The sequence below is a fragment of the Bradyrhizobium retamae genome, assembly GCF_001440415.1.
GTDB lineage: Bacteria > Pseudomonadota > Alphaproteobacteria > Rhizobiales > Xanthobacteraceae > Bradyrhizobium > Bradyrhizobium retamae.
The window spans coordinates 66,686-83,149 of the sequence record NZ_LLYA01000170.1 but is presented as its reverse complement, the minus strand read 5'-3'; the positions used below and the strand labels follow the sequence as shown (position 1 = coordinate 83,149).

Sequence of the window (16,464 nt, the reverse complement as noted above, 5' to 3'; positions counted from 1 at the left end):
GATTGAGGATCAGCGCAAACTCCTTCAAGCCGCAAGAATTGCGGGCAGCACTCAACCTCTTCAGGAGGATCGATTGAGGACGCTCCTTATTTGCGCGCTGGCTGTCGCCTTGGTCGGTTGCAGCAGCCAACCACCAACACAGCCATCCTGCGTTGGCCTGAACCCGTTAGCCTGTCTGACCGCGGTTCATGTGCCGATCGAACCTGAGTCGTATGAGAGCGATTCTGCCGCAACGAAACCCGTGTCCGCCGTCGCCTTGTGCGGTGACAGGCCGCCCCGATCTCACGCGGACCACGCGGTCCGTCGAACACGCAAGCCAATCAAGGTAGCGGCGAAAGCTGCCATTCCCGTTCCGGTTCCTTCTCCGCAAGCGAACCAGCAGACGACGGGCAATGCCGTTGCTTCCCAAGCGCCTCCAGCAAGCGCCACCGATACCCATCCAACGACTGACGTTCCGCCGACCCGAACGACAGAGGAGCAGGTGGCGGCCGCATCTGCCGTCGCGGAGCGAATGTCGGTCCCGACATTGGATGCATCGCTGGACGCGCTCGTGGCCGTCCTCGTGGCAGGTCCCAACGTCAAGTCGGTCTCCGACCTGACTGGTAAGACGATTGCGATCGACGATAGATACTCCGAGTCGTCGATCAGCCGCGTCAGGACCGCGATGGCGGCAGCGGGTGCGCCCGACGTCCAACTGAGCAAAGGTCAAACCACGGCGATCAGCCGGCTGGTCGGCAAAGAAGTTCCGGCCGCGGTCGTCGGGTTAGTCTCCACCAGAGCCGCGGATGGCTTTCCTGAGATCGCGCGATACAAGACGTTCCAAATCCCGCTCAAACCTCGATCGAGCCCGGCCGAGCCGTGACGGGTTTGCCCCTTGCCCCCGTGACAGGACGCGGGCCGCGGAGCCGAAACCCAACAAAACAAGGCTGATTTTTAAGGTGGTGCGCTCGGAGAGAACCAATTTACACATCACACCGTTGATTTCATTGTGTTTTTACGCTTTTTGACCGCGCCGTGTATCACAATTTGTATCCCATTTTGTATCACAGTTTGTGCACTGCGTTCGTCGTTTTGTCGTTGCTGCTAAGGCGATTCCGTTAGTTCAAAATCGCCTAGCCCGCCAGCCGATAGCCAGCCAGCCAACCGCAGCTTCAGATAGAATGAAGGAACAAAGCCGCCACCACGCTTGTTCCAACGCTGACTGGCCCCCCGCCGCCAGAATATCGCCCTATTTCTTGAAAGGGGCATTGCGGACTCGTTCCGGATAGAACAACCTCCAGCGGCATGGCGACACGGGGGGACATGGTCGCTGCGATCACGGCCTATGCGGCCGCTCGCAAGCGCATTCTGGGTTATGACTCGGCTCCGACTTGGGCGCTGGGCTTCAATCCCCGCGAAGTCGTCATGAAATACCCTCTAGAGGTTGGCGGCGAACTCATGGGGCAACTGTGGATTGTTGGGTTCCCACACGCCAAGGACATCAAATTTCGCCTTCAAATCGTGCTGGACGGGCCGATTTGTCGTCTCGACTATACCGACGAGACCCATCCAAATTCGATTGACGGCTATACCAATGGGTTCGTTCCGATGATCGTCGTCGGCCCCCATTATCATTCATGGCCCATTAACCAACGATTTTTTCGTGGGGCCACCAAACCACCAAAGCTTCACGATGCCTTGCCATACATGGAGCCGGGCCGAACGTTTGATGCAGTTCTCCGTTGGTTTTGTACTGATACGAATATAGATTCTCTCCCCGGGAGCCATTTGATCGGACTGCCCGGACCAGGGTTGCTGCTATGACTCCGAACCTTATGACTTTGACATGCACGGGGCTTTCGCAACTCGCTCACTGCGAGCCTACGGAAGATGGGATCGTCGTGACAACCCACTGCATGTACCCGTCGAACGGACTGGTCCGCGTTACAGTGCGCGGCGGTGCCGAAACGATTGTTGCCTCCGATGAGGGGGGCGCATTGGGTGAGGCATTGGCAGCCGGCATTGAAGTCAGGAATTATGATCGGACCCTTGGCCACCTCGTCCGAGAACAAGGTCTTCTGATTCGGGATAGCGTGATCTACACGCCGAGAATGCCAATTGAAGCAGCCCCGCTTGCGGTGTTGCATGTAGCCAACGCCTCTCAAGAGGTCGCTCGCTGGATGTTCGACCACGGGAAGGTCAAGCGGTCGCGTGATTTTCGAATGCTTTTGGCTGATTTTCTCTCGAAGCGCTTTGACGATCGCGTAGCTCATGGCGAGTTTGTTATCGGGAACAGCAATAAGCGCCACAAGTTTGCAAATGTTGTCAGCTTGCAAGGCGAACGGAAACTAATAATTGATCCTGTTTCGAATGACTCCTCGTCTATTAACGCGCGTGTTGTTGCCAACCTTGACGTAAAGGCAATCGGAAACCCCAACCTGATTCAACGCATCGTGTATGACGATGAGGACGATTGGTCGGCTGCGGATTTGAACCTTCTTCAAGTGGGAGCGGTTGCCGTCCCCTTCTCTCGCGCTAGCGAGGTGATCGAAAGGATAGCCAATGCAGCTTGACAAGGACTACGAGCAGTATCCGCGTCAGATCGAGCGCCGCATTTAGCAAAGAGGTCCGGAGCTACTAGCGAGAGAGCCAGCGAGCTGAGAAGCCCGGTTTGAGGAAGGTGGCCAGTGGACGACCATTTCGCCTGACTAGCGCTTAGTCTGTACGGGCTCTATTGTGAGCCGCGCAGGGCGCGCGGGCGGGCCCGTATGCAGCCTCCGGGGGGCGGATGAGTCAACACTTGATTAACCAGTATCTCGGCGATCTCGATCGCCTTCGGCGGGTATCTGGCGTGAATCGCGAATCAGTGGTGCGCGAGGCTTTTAAGGACCTGCTCAAAGCTTGGGGCCGCTCCCGCGAACTGCAGTTCATCCCCGAACATGAGTACATCACGCCCACCAAGGAGCGCCGTTACATCGATGGCGCTTTGCTGCACGGCCTGCGCGTGCCGTTCGGCTACTGGGAAGCGAAAGATACGAATGACGATCTCGACGAGGAAATCGCCAAAAAATTCCGGCGGGGCTATCCGCAGACCAACATCATCTTCGAGGATTCCACCCGTGCGATCCTGATCCAGCACGGTCAGGAAGTGATGCGCTGCGGCGTCGACGATGTTGAAAACCTAAACAAACTGCTCGAGCTGTTCTTTGGCTACCAGCGGCCAGAGATCGCCGACTTCCGCAAAGCCATCGAGCAGTTCAAGTTCGACCTGCCCGCTGTGCTGAAGGCACTGCGCGAGCGCATCGACGAAGCCTACGCCGGAAACAAAGCCTTCGCCACGGCTGCGCGAGCTTTCCTTAAGCAAGCCCAGGCGACAATCAATCCCGCCGTCACTGACGCCGACGTGCGCGAGATGCTAATTCAGCACATCCTGACCGAGGACATTTTTGCCCGCGTCTTCGGCGAGAGCGACTTCCACCGGGAGAACAACGTCGCCAAGGCGCTCTATACCCTGGAACAACTATTTTTTCGTGGCGAAATCAAACAACAGACGCTGCACGCGCTGGAGCCCTATTACGCCGCTATTCGCTCCACTGCTGCATTGATCCAGAGCCATTCGGAGAAGCAGGGATTCCTCAAGGCGATCTACGAGAATTTCTACAAAGTATATAATGCAAAGGCCGCTGACCGGTTGGGTGTAGTCTACACGCCCAACGAAATCGTGCGCTTCATGGTAGATAGCGCAGACTGGCTCTGCGAGAAGCACTTCGGAAAGAACCTAATCGATAAGGACGTTGAAATCCTTGACCCAGCCACGGGGACGGGAACGTTCATAGTAGAATTGTTGGAGCATTTCCGCGGGCGGACCGACGCGCTGAAATACAAATACCAGAACGAACTGCATGCCAACGAAGTAGCCATCCTGCCTTACTACGTCGCGAACCTAAACATCGAGGCGACCTACGCGGCGATCACTGGGCAATATGCGGACTTCCCTAACCTTTGCTTCGTCGACACATTAGACAACACCGAAGCGCTTAGGGTCCTTATGGGCCAGCATTACGGCGACCTGCTTGGCGGTATCAGCACCGAGAATGTTCAACGCATCAAGCGCCAGAATGGTCGCAAAATAAGCGTTGTCATCGGTAATCCGCCATACAACGCGTGGCAGGAGAACTTCAATCAGCGCAACGCTAACCGGCTTTACGCGCGCATCGATGAGCGGATCGCTGCAACCTACGTCAAAGAAGGAACGGCTCAGAACCAGAGCAGTGTCTATGACATGTATACTCGATTCATCCGGTGGGCCTCAGACAGGGTGGCGGATGACGGCGTGATCACTTTTATCACTGGCCGGAAGCCGTTTACTAAGGCGGCATACGATGGCTTTCGTAAAGTCGTGGCGCGCGACTTCGCGGAAGTTTGGGTTGTCGATCTTGGTGGTGATGTTCGCGAAAATCCTCGGCTTTCCGGCACTAAGCATAATGTCTTCGGCATCCAGACGGGCGTCGCAATCACGTTTCTGGTGAAGAAGAAAAACAAGGCCGGTGCCGTCATTCGCTACGTACGCCGCCCAGAAATGGAGACCGCTGAAGAGAAGCTTTCCTTCCTTTCCAGCCACTCCATAAAAACTCTGACATTCCAGACGATCGTTCCAGATCGAAAGAACGACTGGCTCGACCAGGCTGAGAACAATTGGGATGAGTTCATTCCGCTGGTTGATGCAGCGAACAAGTCCGCCAAGAGCGCGTCGCAAGATCGAGCGATAGTCCGCTTGGTGTCAAATGGGCTTCAAACCAAACGCGATGACTGGGTCTACGACTTCGACTTCGATGCGCTCATCAAGAAAATCAAGGCGCTTGTTGCAGGCTACGAGAAGGCCCGCTCAGATCCGGAGGCTGTACACCTCAACGAAATCAAGTGGGACCGTGAGATAACCGGGCGTCTCAAGAGGAAAGTCAAGATAGCGTTCGACAAGCGGAAGATCGTCGCCTCAACATATCGCCCATTTACGGGGAAATTCGTCTATTTTGACCGCGACTTGAATAGCCAAAGTTTCCGCCTGCATGAAATGTATGACTACACCACTGAGAACCCGACAATCACATTCTTATCTATCGCGTCATCGAATCCTCTTGCTGCATTGGCCACCAAGGGGCAATTTGATACCTGCCTATTGAAGAAGGGTAACGGCAGCACCCAAGGCATTTCACGATGGCGCTTGTCAAAGGAAGGAGGACGCGTCGACAACATCACCGATTGGGCGCTGGAACAGTTCACCGCTCATTACGGCGACAAAGCAGCTATCACCAAGGACGATATCTTCGCCTACGTCTACGGCGTGCTGCACGACCCGATCTATCGCGAGACCTATGCGCTGAACCTCAAGCGCGAGTTCCCTCGTATCCCCTTTTATCCTGACTTCAAGCGTTGGCGCGATTGGGGCAAGGATCTACTCAAGCTTCATCTTGATTATGAGGCTGCCGAGCCATTCCCGGTGGTGCGCACCGACACACCAGACGAGAAAGTCAGCGCCAGTGGCCAGAATCCGCGCGTGATCCTGAAGTCGGACCGAGATAGCGGGACTATCGTATTGGATGCGGAGACAAAGCTTTCCGGCGTACCGGCGGCGGCATGGGAATACACATTGGCCAACCGTCCCGCCATCGACTGGGTGCTTGGCCAGCGTAAAGAAACGATGCCCGACAACGAGGTTGTCCGCGAAAAGTTCAACACCTACCGATTCGCCGACTACAAGGAAGAGGTCATTGACTTGCTAAAGCGCGTGGTAACTGTCAGCGTGAAAACGGTAAGTATTGTTGAGATGATGCGAACAACGACGCGACTCATCGATAACAAGCGCGCAGACATCGCACGCGAGCGCTTGGACCGCGACCCCAAACCAAAGCGGCGCAAAGCAAAGTCAGCCTGACGACCTGTCTACCGGTATTTCTGCTTTGTGAAAGCGTCCGACGGCCAGCGCCTCGCCCTTCTCTGGTATGTCTAGCCTAGCCCTCACATCGCTCGGCTGCCTCGCATGGAATGGTGTAACCACCCAACAATAAATTGAGGCTGTCTCCGTACGACAAGGCCTAGCGTCTTCATTCGATTCGCGGGACGTCGTTACCTTTTGTCGATCCGCCGATGCTGTAAGGCTTGTTCAGGAAATAGCTCCGATTGCCCAGCGCCTTCTCCGCATACTGATCAATCGCAACAATGATGGCTTGGACGTGCTGGTAGCAGTAGCCCTCACGAGGGGCCCGCTGGCGCACTTCGGCTAGCGCCTTAATCCAAGGCGAATTGTCCGCCGCCTTCTCGTCGAACCACTTCAACGGCTCTGCCATCACCAACTCCGGCCGCCAAGCACACGCCCTTTCGTCGGACCGCCCTGCTCTTTCTTGAGCCGGTCCCGCTCATCACAAAGGCCCTCTATCTTAGCCAGCATCCTCTGCAGCATAAGCTCAGCCGCCGCAGTCGAGATGCCGGCGCGCTGAAGCTGCAAGATTTCCTTACGCTGCCGGCCGACTTGGACGCGCATGTGCTCGATTTCGGAACGAACGTGATCTAGGCCCATAGCGCTCCTTCAATTCTCGCTGGATTGTTCGGATAAGGCCTTCTGCGCGGCGCTCAAGCCGGTCGTACAGCCGAAGCCGCCTGAACAGGATCTCGATTTCGCGGTCATTTTTCACGATAGCGGATAATAGAACAAAACGTGAACTAGTGACAAGCCGCTAGGAATAGGGTGTGCTGGGGCGGAACACCCAAGATCATTGCCCCGAGTAGATTTTATTGCCCTGGTCCACCTCGTTTGAGGACCCAATACTGCTTCCGAATGGCCGGTGGCTCCTCACCTTGAGGGATGCCGCCAGCTACATCACGAAGCTGCCGAAGGCTGAGCACTCCGCGCCGGAATGGCAGGCCGCCATGGAGGCGCTGATCCTGGTTGCAGAGACCGGCGGCCCGACGATGTTGGCCCGGATCGGCGTCATGCGCGCGTTGAATCGTCATGTCGAACGGGTCTTTAATCCCGATCGCAAGGGTCATCACTGGGGCAAGCGCAAGCTGAAGAGAGACCAATGACCGTTTTTGTCTACGTTAACACAAGCAAACAGGTCGGCGATGCCGAGCACATCAAAGTGTTCGCCAATGCAGATGCCGCAGAAAAGTGGTTTGAGGAGAACGATCCGGAAGGCGTTGCCTTCGAATACCCGGTGATCTCGTGAACCGCCCGACGCGCATCACACTTGTCGGTATGGTGATCGTCCTCCTTTGGGCGCTTATTTCAAGCACAATGGGACATGCCCAAGAGAGTGGTAGAACCGCCAAGCAGCATCCGGCCTTTAGCCGCGTGATAGGATAACAAAGAAGCCCGCTCGGGCTTCCCCGGCGGGCCTCTTGACCGTGTCGCCCACGGTCGATCTTGATGTCGTCTTTAGGCTGCGTGTGCTCCGGGTCCGCGTTGAACCCGCTCTTTTTACTGAGCCCGGCGGGTACGAAAGCCGCCTCTATTTACTCCATCAATTCTCAGGCGTTCGGTTCCAAGGTTTCCAATCAGTCAGGCGGTTACAGCTTCATGGTCGTGGCCTCCGTTGGTGCAAAACCGTTCGAAGCGAATGACCAAAGAATAACGAACCGGCTGGCCCTGACAGGCCCGATCCAGTAGCCCTTGCCGTCGTTACACTTGGCTGATGCCGTAGGCGATCAGCGCGAACACAATGCCAAAGGCAACGGCGATGACGCCGATGTAAACTCGTTCGCTCATGATGCTTCCTGTTCGTCGCTGCGGTCATGATTTTCCGTTGTTTGCGGTACTCGTCAGAAATTTGTCGAAGCGTTCGGCGACGCGATCGAGGGACCGAACCAGCCGCTCTTCGAGCCGGTCGATCAGATGGATCGTCGCGTATTCCTGCGCGACCTTTTCTCGGAACTGCGCAAGCTCACGCTCTGCGGCAGCAGCCAGACGGAAGGCATCGGCAGCGGCTTGCTTCGCCTCATGGGCAATGGCCTGCGCAGCCTTGGCCGACGCTTGGTTGCGCGTGTGCAGAACGGCGTTGCGGATCAGTATGCCGATGCCGCCACCGGCCAGTGTTGCGAGGCCGGCGACAACGCCTTCTTCAATCGAGATCATTGGGATGCCTTGATGCGTGCCTTACGCACGTTGCTGCGGCCCACGCGAAGCCGATGGTTTGCTTCGATCCGTGCAGCCTCTTCGAGCTTCCAAGCCACTCGCGCGTCCACACCGGGGCGCACATTGGGAGCGGGAACTTCGTCAGGCACAAGAGTCGACTCATGGGGAATGGTGCGGTTGATCGGAGGCGGATTACTTCCGGTCGTCACGCAGCCGGCGAGGAAAGTCGTCATCAGTGAGCAGGCAAGCAGCATTACCGCCGCGCGCTTCGAGTTGTTTCGCATAGTTGGCAATCCTGTCCTGGTCGGCTTTGGCTCGCTCGGCTGCGGCCTTTCGCTCGTCTGCGGCTTCCTCCGCTGCTTGTGCGGAGAAGGCCAAGTCGATCTTCTGCGTGGCGATGACGTTGTCCTTGATCTCCATCTTCGCTCGAAGCTCAGCGGCTTCAGCGCGCCGATCCGCCGTGCGGAAGCCGAGCAAGAAGACGAGGATGGTCAGCGACAGAATGAAGAGCGCCCTCGCCGCCCGCACATAACCGCCGACGACCGGGATCAAGCTACCGAAGGGGATGTAGCCAACGACGGCCGCGCAGAGCGCGAACATGCCGATGGAGGTCAAGACCACGTCCGAGATCGCGATGTCCCACAGGAAGTCGGAGATGAACGTGCCCTTGACGAGCCCCGTGAAGAAGCCCCTGACGGTCTCGATCACTTCTTCTCACTCCAAATCCAGAGAGCGAGGCCGATCAGGATGAAGACGCCGAGCGCGGTGATGACCTTCCAGTCAGTGAGCAAACCCGTGAACGACGACAGGGACAGGCCACCGAAGAGACCCGATACCGTCGTGAACTTGCTCTTGATGAACTGCTTGAGCTTGCTAACGCCGCCGGCACTTTCGTCCTGGATCGCGTTGTGCGGCTCGATCTCGACTTCGTCCGGCACGCCGCTTTCGTCGGTGTCGGTGCGCTCGCCTTCGTCCGACTGCGACATGAGCCCCACCGGCTTGTAATTGAGCACCGCCTTGCGCAGGGCTTCGAGCGGATACAGCGGGTTGGTGTCAATCTTCCGACCCGGCGAGATCATCCAGTGAGTCACGATGTCTTCGATGTTGAACGCGTCAACGAGCGCCCGACAGAGTTCCTCGACGGCGGCGATCTGCTCGTCACTGTAGGCCAGCCAGTAGCCGGCACCGTGCGCCTTGGTCTTGGCGTACTCGACCTTCAGCTTCGGGTTCTTGTTGGTGTCGATGGTGACGATGGAGTTGCGATAGACGCCCTCCGCGACCTTCTCCATCTTGCCGGGGTTGTCGATCTCGATGCCGACAGCGAAGGCGTTGAGAAACTTCTTGCCCTTCCACGAAGACTGACCGGCGTGCCACGCGACGACGTTGAACGGCACAAGCTGCGTGATCTTGCCTTCGCGGCTGACCACGACATGCGCCGAGACCTTGCTGGCGCGGTTAGTCAGCCACGACACGTCGCCGTCCTCCTTGAGGCCCGACGCGGTATCGTGGATCACGATGTAAACGGGGTTGAGCTTGCCACCGATGTTCGGGCTCTTCACGAACGGAAGCTGACGCCCGTTCTGGAAACCCAAACCCTTGTTGATGGTGATCGACTGCATGACACTCTCCGAAAATGTTCGGGAGTATCATTGCCAATCGTTCCGCAGTTGGCGGGACCGTTTGAGTAGCCTTAGCCACCGCCCCATGAATTGTCATCGCCTTCGCCGCCCTGCTCGCATGAGATGCGCGTCGAGAGGCCCTGATCATTCAGGCGATGGATCGCAGACTTGATCGTGTAGGAGTCGTCCACGTCAGGATCGAACCCAATCGCGGTCAACCCGGCGCCCGCGAACATCTCCGTGCGGCCGAGAAAGTTGGCACCGAAGACCTTGCTGCCGCGAGCGAGCGCGCCCTTCGTGGCCTTGGCCTGCGCTTTCGCCTCTTCCTCCGTCTTGAAGAGCTTCCGGCTGCGAAACGTCGGCGAGCCGCCGCCCTCCTTCACCCACTCGCGCTCGCCCTTCTTGACGTTGTGCCACGCCGCCTCGACCGACCGATAGTCGCCGCGCGTCGAGCCGGTGCAATCCCAATCGGTGCAGCCGGTCTCAGCCAGGACGAACGTAGGCGCGGCACCGCCACCGGGAAGCTGACCGGAACCCGCCTTGTTAAAGATGATCTTCTCGTCAGCCAGCTTGAAGTTCGCACCGACGCGGCCAGCCAATCGGGTCAGGAAGTTGAGGTCGGACTCGTTGGACTGATCGAGATGCCCCGGCTTGATGCTCCCGATTTCGCCGGCCACGACAGCGGACAGGCCGTGCTTGCCGGCGATCTGATTGACGATGTCGCTGACGCTCTTCTCATGATACGAGCGCGACTTCGGAGCCTTGATATCCGTCGTCAGGCCAGCCGCCTTCGCCGACACAGTCATGATCTTGGGACGGCCCTTCTTCGTCCACGAGTCGATCAGAAAGGTGCCCATGTAGTTGACGCCGGTCTCGGCAAAGCCGAGCCAGACCCGCAGCTTCGATCCCTTGCCCGGCGACGGGATGTACTCGCGGGCATCCAATTCAAGGTCGCATGAGTCCGACTTCTTGCCTTCGTTGTCCGTGACGGTGATCGACAGCAGCGCGCCCTTGCCGAAGCCGAGAACGCCGCCGGGAATGACGTGACCACCGCTTTCCAGCGGCATGCCGAAGGGCGCCGGGAGCAGGTTCGCGGTGATGTCGATCCCGTCGAGCATGATGCGTGCAGCGGGCCTCATGACCAAATCCTCACGGTCTTCAGTTCCTTCTTCACCGACCACGCCGGCAGGTTGATCGTCATGCCTTCGGGGAGCTTGGTGCCCGCCGCAGCGAGACCGGGATTGGCGCGCAGGATCGCTTCGGTCGCGCCATGCGTCACGCCGTACCGCCGGTAGGCGATCAGGTCGGCAGTGTCGCCCTCCATCGTCGTGTACTGTTCCATCACGCGTAAGCCTTCAATTCGATCTGGAACTCGATCTTGCGGGGAGCGCCGTCCGACATCAGGACATCTTGAGTCTCCCTGATCTTCTCGATGACGTAGACGCCGAGATACCGGCCGTAGCCCGAGACAAGCGGCAGCGGCATGCCGAGACCGGCCTGCGCGCGCATTTGGTCGATCTGGCGCAACCCGCCCCTGAAGTGCGGGAAGATCACGCCATCGATCGTGATCGTGTCATCGCCGGGACCGACATACTGCGGTGCCGGGGCCATGCCGATGCGCTCAGTAGACGGCCACCGCCACGACGACGTGCGGTCGAACTTCTGATACGCGCCGTTGGAGACTGCGAACCGATATGCGCCAAGCGCGAGAAGGACGGTGCTTTGCATGATCAATCACTCAAGAGGCCGCGCTGCTCGGACTCGAGCCGAGCGAACGCGCGGTAGACTGCGGCTTCAGCTTCACGCGCGATGTCGTTTGCATTGCCGTTTCCGGCGACCTGAATGCTGATCGTCGCGCTGTTGGTATTGGACGTGCTGCTCGACGAAGACGCGCCAGCGACCGCCGCAGCCCCGTCAGAGGTCAACCTGCGCAGCGTGTCGTTCGTCTCGATGCGTCCGGTCTGACCGGGCACGAAAAGCTCGGGGCCGCGCTCGCCGACAAGGTACGGCTTGCCATAGGTCACGGGGCCACCGAGCGCGCGAGCGCCAGCGATAGGCGAGGCATTCGGTGCGTTGGGGGTCGCCTTCGATGACCATAGATTGCTGATCGCACTGCCGAGCCTTCCGGCCGCGCCGATGGCGGTGCCGATGAAGCCGATCAATCGCTGGATCGCGGAGATCACGGTGTTGACGCCGGTCGCCGCCGCGCCGCCGACAGCCGCGCCCCACTCACGCCACTTCGCGCCGGTCGCATCGAGCGGGCCAAGCAACTGCGACAGCCAGTTATACGCGCTCTGAAGATGACCGACCATCGTGCCCAGCGGCCCGTTCGCCCCGCCGACGCCCTCGACAAAGCTCTTGCCGAACGCGCTGAAGAACTCCTTGATGCCCGCCCAATTGTTGTAGACCCACACGCCAAGCGCAGTGAGCGCGGCAACGAGCGCGGTGATAATCAGGCCGACCGGGTTGGCAACGAGCGCCCACATCGCAACGGTGATGGCGCGCAGAGCCGTGATCGGGAAGAGCAGGATCGCTCGACCGAGCGCGAGCAAGCTGCCACCGAGCGCCGCAAGGGTAGCGCCGGCACCGAGCGCGGTCAGCATGCGGAAGCCGAGCATCATCGCGGCGAAGCGCCCCGTCGCCGCCACGATGGCTACGGCCAAAAGCCGAAACGGCACAAGCAATGCCATCACTGCGAGGTTGAGGCCGCGCATGGCGAGCAGCCCGACGCGCCCGAGCGCGCCGAGAACGAACATCAGCGGACCCGCTGCGGCTGCGGCAACGGCAAAGCCGACAGCCAGCTTCAACAGTGCGGGATTCGTCTTCGCGAGGTTTTGCATCGCGTCGGCGAGGCGAGTGAAGGCGTTGGCGATGTCCGCGCCGACCGACTCGACTACCGTGTTGCGCAGCTTTGCCCAAGCCGCACTGAGCTTGAGCAGAACGGCGGGCAAGCCCTGGTTGGCGATCTCGTACTGCTTCTTAGAATAGCCGTCCGACTTCTCCGTGACTTCCTTGATCAGAGCCGGCAGGTCGGTCTTCAGCAGAGCCATGTATCGCGAGATGTGGCGCGCTTCGAGAATCTGTGCGATGTCGCCGGTCGTCGCGATACCCGCGTCCATCTTTGCCTTGAGGTCGGTCATGAACTTCGTGATATCGACCTTCGAGCCAGCGGCCGCAACAGCGTCGTTCACCGACTCCGCGATCTGGTTGGCGTCAACCGCCGACGAACTGCCAATGGTCCCCTGCACCGCCTTGGTGATCTCAGCCGAGATGGTGGCCTGATCCTTGGTGCCCCGGTTCTTGAGGATGTCCGCGATCTGGCCCTTGGCAGATGACGCATCAATGCCGTCCGTCTTCAGGCCCGTGAGAACGCTATCGGCCGTGACCGGGCGCGCTTGCGTGTAGTCGGCAAGGTTCATCCCAATGCGGCTCAACGCCTTCATGCCGCCCTTCGGCATCTTGACGAGACGGACGATAGCCGAGCGCAGCGCAACGCCGGCTTCCGAGCCGAGCACGCCAGCCTTGGCGAACGCCATAGTCATCGCCGTGACCGAGTCGAGCGAGTTGCCGGTCGTCGAAGCGACGCCGCCGGCATACTTGAACGTCTCCGCAATATCCTTCATGGACGCGACCGTGGACACGGCGGCGTAGACCATGCGGTCGGTGACGATGGTCGAAGACTTCATCGCCTGCTCATACGTCTTCATAGGCATCGCGAACTGCGTCAGCGTCTTGCTGAGCGACGCGCCAACGTCGGCCGGCGTCATATCGCCAGCGAGCGCCGATGCAGCGAGAACCTGTTCCAGCGCCCCACGGGTCTGCTCGAACGTGAAGCCCGCCTTCAGAAGCTCGGTCGCGGACTTCATGATGCCCGTCGCACCGCCGGCATCGAATCGCCCGGCCAAGTCCTGCGACAACTTCGAGAGTTCTTCGCGCTGTTGCTTGGTCGCTTCGCCCAGCGCCTCGACCATGTTGCCGGCCTTGGCGAACTCGGAAGCATCCTTTATCAAGTTAGCGCCGAACCAAGCGGCCGGTGCCGTAACGCCAAACGTCGCGTTGCGGCCCGCGCGCTGCATCGCCGCCATACGCTTCGAGGTATCGGTCAGATGATTGTTGACGGCCGCGAACGGTGCGTTGATTCTTGCGGCCATGCCGGCGAGCGAAGCCCCGAGGCCATTGACCTGAGACTTCGCTGCGCTGACGGCGGCGTTGAGGCTCGGGCTAACCTTGCCTCCGATGTTCACAAATACGGAGAAGCCGGTCGCCATACTACTTGCCTTTGCCCTTCATCGCCTTGTTGATGTCGGCCTGAAGGGAAGTGGCGTCTTCGAGCCAACCGTAGAAATCGTCGAGGTACATTTCCTCGACCTCGAAGAGCGTGAAGCCGCCCTTCGACAGTCTGATCAGGGTCAGTACAGCCTTGCGAAGATCGCTTAGCTCGACTGACCCCCACGAAAAGCCTCAAGCTGATCGCTGAGCTTCATCGCGTCGATCTCGTCAAGCTCTTCGATCACATCGGGCGAGACGTTGCAGAGATCAGCCAGGAGCAAAATGCCCTTGTCGGCGTCATGGCCCTTGAACTTCGCGGCCTTGATCGAGTCCTTGGTCTTCGGCCGACGCATGATCAACGTCTTGTATTGGGTGCCATCGACAGTCGGCGGGAAGTCAAGCGTGATGCTCGCCGACAGCCGCATGTCAGGCTTCTTCTTTACTTCGGTCGTCACAGGTAGTTCTCCCATCTTCGGATTGTGACCGGCCTGCCGAAGCAAGCCGGTCGGTTTGGATTACATGCCCATCGCTGCGCGGATGGACGCCAACTGATCGACGCCGTTGACGATGCGGATCATGTTGTCGATGTCGATCTCGATCACCTTGGTATCGGCGATCTGAATCTTCAGGTAGCGGATCGACATCTCTGCTTCGTTCTGAGACAGATCGCCAGCCTTCCAAGTGCCGAGCGTGTTCGTCTTGAAGCCGCCGTGCAGGTCAACGACCATCGGGACCGCAGTTTCGCCGTCACGCTGAAGAGCGCCGCGAAGCTGGATGCGGGCGGCGTTGCCGTCCATGTTGCCCCAAAGGCCGATGATCTGGTTCGCATACTCGGCGAAGGTGAACTTGGCGGTCAGCGCCTCCAAGCCCATGTCGAGTTCTGCGACGCCGTCCATGCCACCGCCGCGATGCTCTTCGGTCTTCACCGTGAGTTCGGGCAGTTCGACTTCGGTGACGCGACCGGCATAGCCGGTCCCGTTCACGAAGGTATTGAAGTTGCGAAGTACGCGCGGGATCATCTGTCTTCCCCGTTATGCGAAGAGGTTGCGGATGTAGTCGGAGACGAGATGCGACCGGAAGGTCACGCGCTCGGCCGGATACGGCGGGGTGAAGTCATACGAGAAGGTGACGTGACCCTGCGTGATGTCGGCTTCGGTGTTGAACTCGGGATCAACCCAGCAGTCGCCACCGAGGATCGCACCGCGCGTCTTCAACTGGCGCAGGTACGCCTTCACGGAGGCGGTCACGTCTTCCAAGTAGTTCTTCGTGATCGAGCGATCCACGGCCCAGCGGTGAGCCTTGGCGATGGAGATGTCGATCATGTCCGCCGTGCGCGACACGCACAGGAACGCGAACTTCTCGTCTGCCGAGCAGGTGCGGTTGCCCCACAGATACCAGCCGTCGTCGCGAATGAACGTCGCGATCTGGTTTTCGTTGAGGATGTTCGCACGACTGTTCTTGTCGCCGTAGGCGTAGTCGATGGGTCGAGCGAGACCGCCGATGCCGTAGACTTCCTTGTTCGACGGCGACTCCCAGAAGCCAAGCTGGTTATCGACGCGCGAGATCAGGCCCGCCACGCGGGGCGAGGACGGCTCGATGGCGTAGGTCGAGGTCTTGACCGACCAACCCGACACCTTCGGATCGACAACGAACACGCGGCGGGTGCCGTGGTCATTGCGATAGGCGAACGCGGCGGCGTCCGTGGTCGAGGGACCATCGGCGATGATATGGGCCTTCATGCCATCGGCAAGCTGCTTCATTTCGCCGACCACCGGATTAGCGGCGGGTCCGGTCGTGATGGTCACGGTCGCGCCGGTGCCGGTGCCGGTGATGGTCGCGGTCACAGGCGACACGATCCCGTAGCCGAGCGACTGGAACTCAAGGCCGGTGATCTTGCCGTTGGTGATGATCGGCGTCGCGGTCGGCAACACTGCGCCGACACCACCGCCCGAGAAGGCGACGCTCGCCGTGGTGTAGCCGTCGCCCTGCGCGGTGATGGTGTGGCCGCTGACGCCAATCGGACGCTGATGCGTGAAGCCGGGAGCGATCAGGATCATCGGCGAAACGCCGCACTCGGCTTCGGCCGCGCGGAACACATGGATGCCGGTGAAGTCGCCAGTGACCGCGTCAACGCCGCCGATGATCTTGGTCATCTGCTCGTTCTCGGTCGCGACATGCTCGACGCGGACGAGCACAATGAGCGCACCGCCCTGGTCGAAGATGGCGTCGATCGCCTGCGGCAGCGTGCCGGTCGAGCCGATTGCGGCTGCGGCCTGACGCCGATTGACGAGCACAGGGGTATCGAGCGGAAACGACGCTGCGAGCGCGCCGGGGGCCGTGCCGATCAGTCCGATGACGGACGAGCGGACGGTCTGGATGGGCCGAGGGCCACGGTCAACGACGACAGTCTCGACGCCGTGCAGAAAGTCGGTAAGGGACATGGTTTCTCTCAATCCTCAGTCTTGGGAT

17 protein-coding genes are annotated in these 16,464 nt (G+C 59.5%); 6 read left to right on the top strand and 11 right to left on the bottom strand.

The window, feature by feature from the left end; genetic code table 11:
• The first annotated feature begins 481 nt into the window (after positions 1-481).
• From CQ13_RS25735 to CQ13_RS25720, 4 genes are all read left to right on the top strand, one after another.
• A complete protein-coding gene (locus tag CQ13_RS25735; protein ID WP_082637641.1) occupies positions 482-862 on the top strand; it encodes a hypothetical protein in 381 nt (126 codons plus the stop codon).
• Between the two features lie 440 nt (positions 863-1,302).
• Complete coding sequence (locus CQ13_RS25730) at positions 1,303-1,803, top strand: hypothetical protein (protein ID WP_156433908.1); 501 nt, start codon at positions 1,303-1,305, stop codon at positions 1,801-1,803.
• Between the two features lie 92 nt (positions 1,804-1,895).
• Positions 1,896-2,552 carry a hypothetical protein gene (locus tag CQ13_RS25725; protein ID WP_197427435.1) on the top strand — a complete coding sequence of 219 codons (657 nt, stop codon included), beginning with the start codon at positions 1,896-1,898 and terminating at the stop codon, positions 2,550-2,552.
• Between the two features lie 215 nt (positions 2,553-2,767).
• Entirely contained in the window at positions 2,768-5,911 is a 3,144-nt protein-coding gene (locus tag CQ13_RS25720; protein WP_082637640.1) for a type ISP restriction/modification enzyme, read from the top strand.
• Positions 5,912-6,080: 169 nt separating this feature from the next.
• Here CQ13_RS25720 and CQ13_RS25715 read toward each other — a convergent pair whose 3' ends face one another.
• Positions 6,081-6,323, bottom strand: coding sequence for a hypothetical protein (locus CQ13_RS25715; RefSeq protein WP_057845627.1), 243 nt, complete (start codon positions 6,321-6,323; stop codon positions 6,081-6,083).
• Positions 6,324-6,903: 580 nt separating this feature from the next.
• Between CQ13_RS25715 and CQ13_RS46840 the strand changes: the two genes are divergently transcribed.
• Together CQ13_RS46840 and CQ13_RS44590 are read left to right on the top strand one after the other, a co-directional pair.
• Positions 6,904-7,059, top strand: coding sequence for a hypothetical protein (locus CQ13_RS46840; protein WP_347337058.1), 156 nt, complete (start codon positions 6,904-6,906; stop codon positions 7,057-7,059).
• Positions 7,056-7,202, top strand: a complete 147-nt coding sequence (locus tag CQ13_RS44590) for a hypothetical protein (protein WP_197427434.1) — start codon at positions 7,056-7,058, stop codon at positions 7,200-7,202. The genes CQ13_RS46840 and CQ13_RS44590 overlap by 4 nt, the downstream gene beginning before the upstream one ends.
• A gap of 563 nt (positions 7,203-7,765) precedes the next feature.
• Here the strand turns inward: CQ13_RS44590 and CQ13_RS25695 are convergent.
• The 10 genes from CQ13_RS25695 to CQ13_RS25650 all read right to left on the bottom strand — a co-directional run bounded on the left by CQ13_RS25695 (position 7,766) and on the right by CQ13_RS25650 (position 16,436).
• The gene (locus CQ13_RS25695) at positions 7,766-8,107 is read right to left on the bottom strand and encodes a hypothetical protein (protein ID WP_057845623.1); all 342 of its coding nucleotides are present in this window, start codon (positions 8,105-8,107) and stop codon (positions 7,766-7,768) included.
• A gap of 192 nt (positions 8,108-8,299) precedes the next feature.
• Positions 8,300-8,815 (bottom strand): hypothetical protein, encoded by a 516-nt coding sequence (locus CQ13_RS25690; RefSeq protein WP_057845622.1) that lies wholly within the window; start codon positions 8,813-8,815, stop codon positions 8,300-8,302.
• Positions 8,812-9,726, bottom strand: a complete 915-nt coding sequence (locus CQ13_RS25685; RefSeq protein WP_057845621.1) for an N-acetylmuramoyl-L-alanine amidase — start codon at positions 9,724-9,726, stop codon at positions 8,812-8,814. The genes CQ13_RS25690 and CQ13_RS25685 overlap by 4 nt, the downstream gene beginning before the upstream one ends.
• A 71-nt stretch (positions 9,727-9,797) precedes the next feature.
• The gene (locus CQ13_RS25680) at positions 9,798-10,865 is read right to left on the bottom strand and encodes a phage late control D family protein (protein WP_057845620.1); all 1,068 of its coding nucleotides are present in this window, start codon (positions 10,863-10,865) and stop codon (positions 9,798-9,800) included.
• Positions 10,862-11,068, bottom strand: a complete 207-nt coding sequence (locus CQ13_RS25675) for a tail protein X (protein WP_057845619.1) — start codon at positions 11,066-11,068, stop codon at positions 10,862-10,864. Before CQ13_RS25675 ends, CQ13_RS25680 begins: the two co-directional genes overlap by 4 nt.
• A complete protein-coding gene (locus tag CQ13_RS25670; protein ID WP_057845618.1) occupies positions 11,068-11,454 on the bottom strand; it encodes a phage tail protein in 387 nt (128 codons plus the stop codon). Before CQ13_RS25670 ends, CQ13_RS25675 begins: the two co-directional genes overlap by 1 nt.
• 2 nt (positions 11,455-11,456) lie before the next feature.
• Positions 11,457-13,994, bottom strand: a complete 2,538-nt coding sequence (locus CQ13_RS25665) for a phage tail tape measure protein (RefSeq protein WP_057845617.1) — start codon at positions 13,992-13,994, stop codon at positions 11,457-11,459.
• A gap of 165 nt (positions 13,995-14,159) precedes the next feature.
• Positions 14,160-14,450, bottom strand: a complete 291-nt coding sequence (locus CQ13_RS25660) for a phage tail assembly protein (RefSeq protein ID WP_245309310.1) — start codon at positions 14,448-14,450, stop codon at positions 14,160-14,162.
• A 60-nt stretch (positions 14,451-14,510) separates the two neighbouring features.
• Positions 14,511-15,014, bottom strand: coding sequence for a phage major tail tube protein (locus CQ13_RS25655; protein ID WP_057845616.1), 504 nt, complete (start codon positions 15,012-15,014; stop codon positions 14,511-14,513).
• Between the two features lie 12 nt (positions 15,015-15,026).
• The gene (locus tag CQ13_RS25650) at positions 15,027-16,436 is read right to left on the bottom strand and encodes a phage tail sheath C-terminal domain-containing protein (protein ID WP_057845615.1); all 1,410 of its coding nucleotides are present in this window, start codon (positions 16,434-16,436) and stop codon (positions 15,027-15,029) included.
• Between the last annotated feature and the right edge of the window lie 28 nt (positions 16,437-16,464).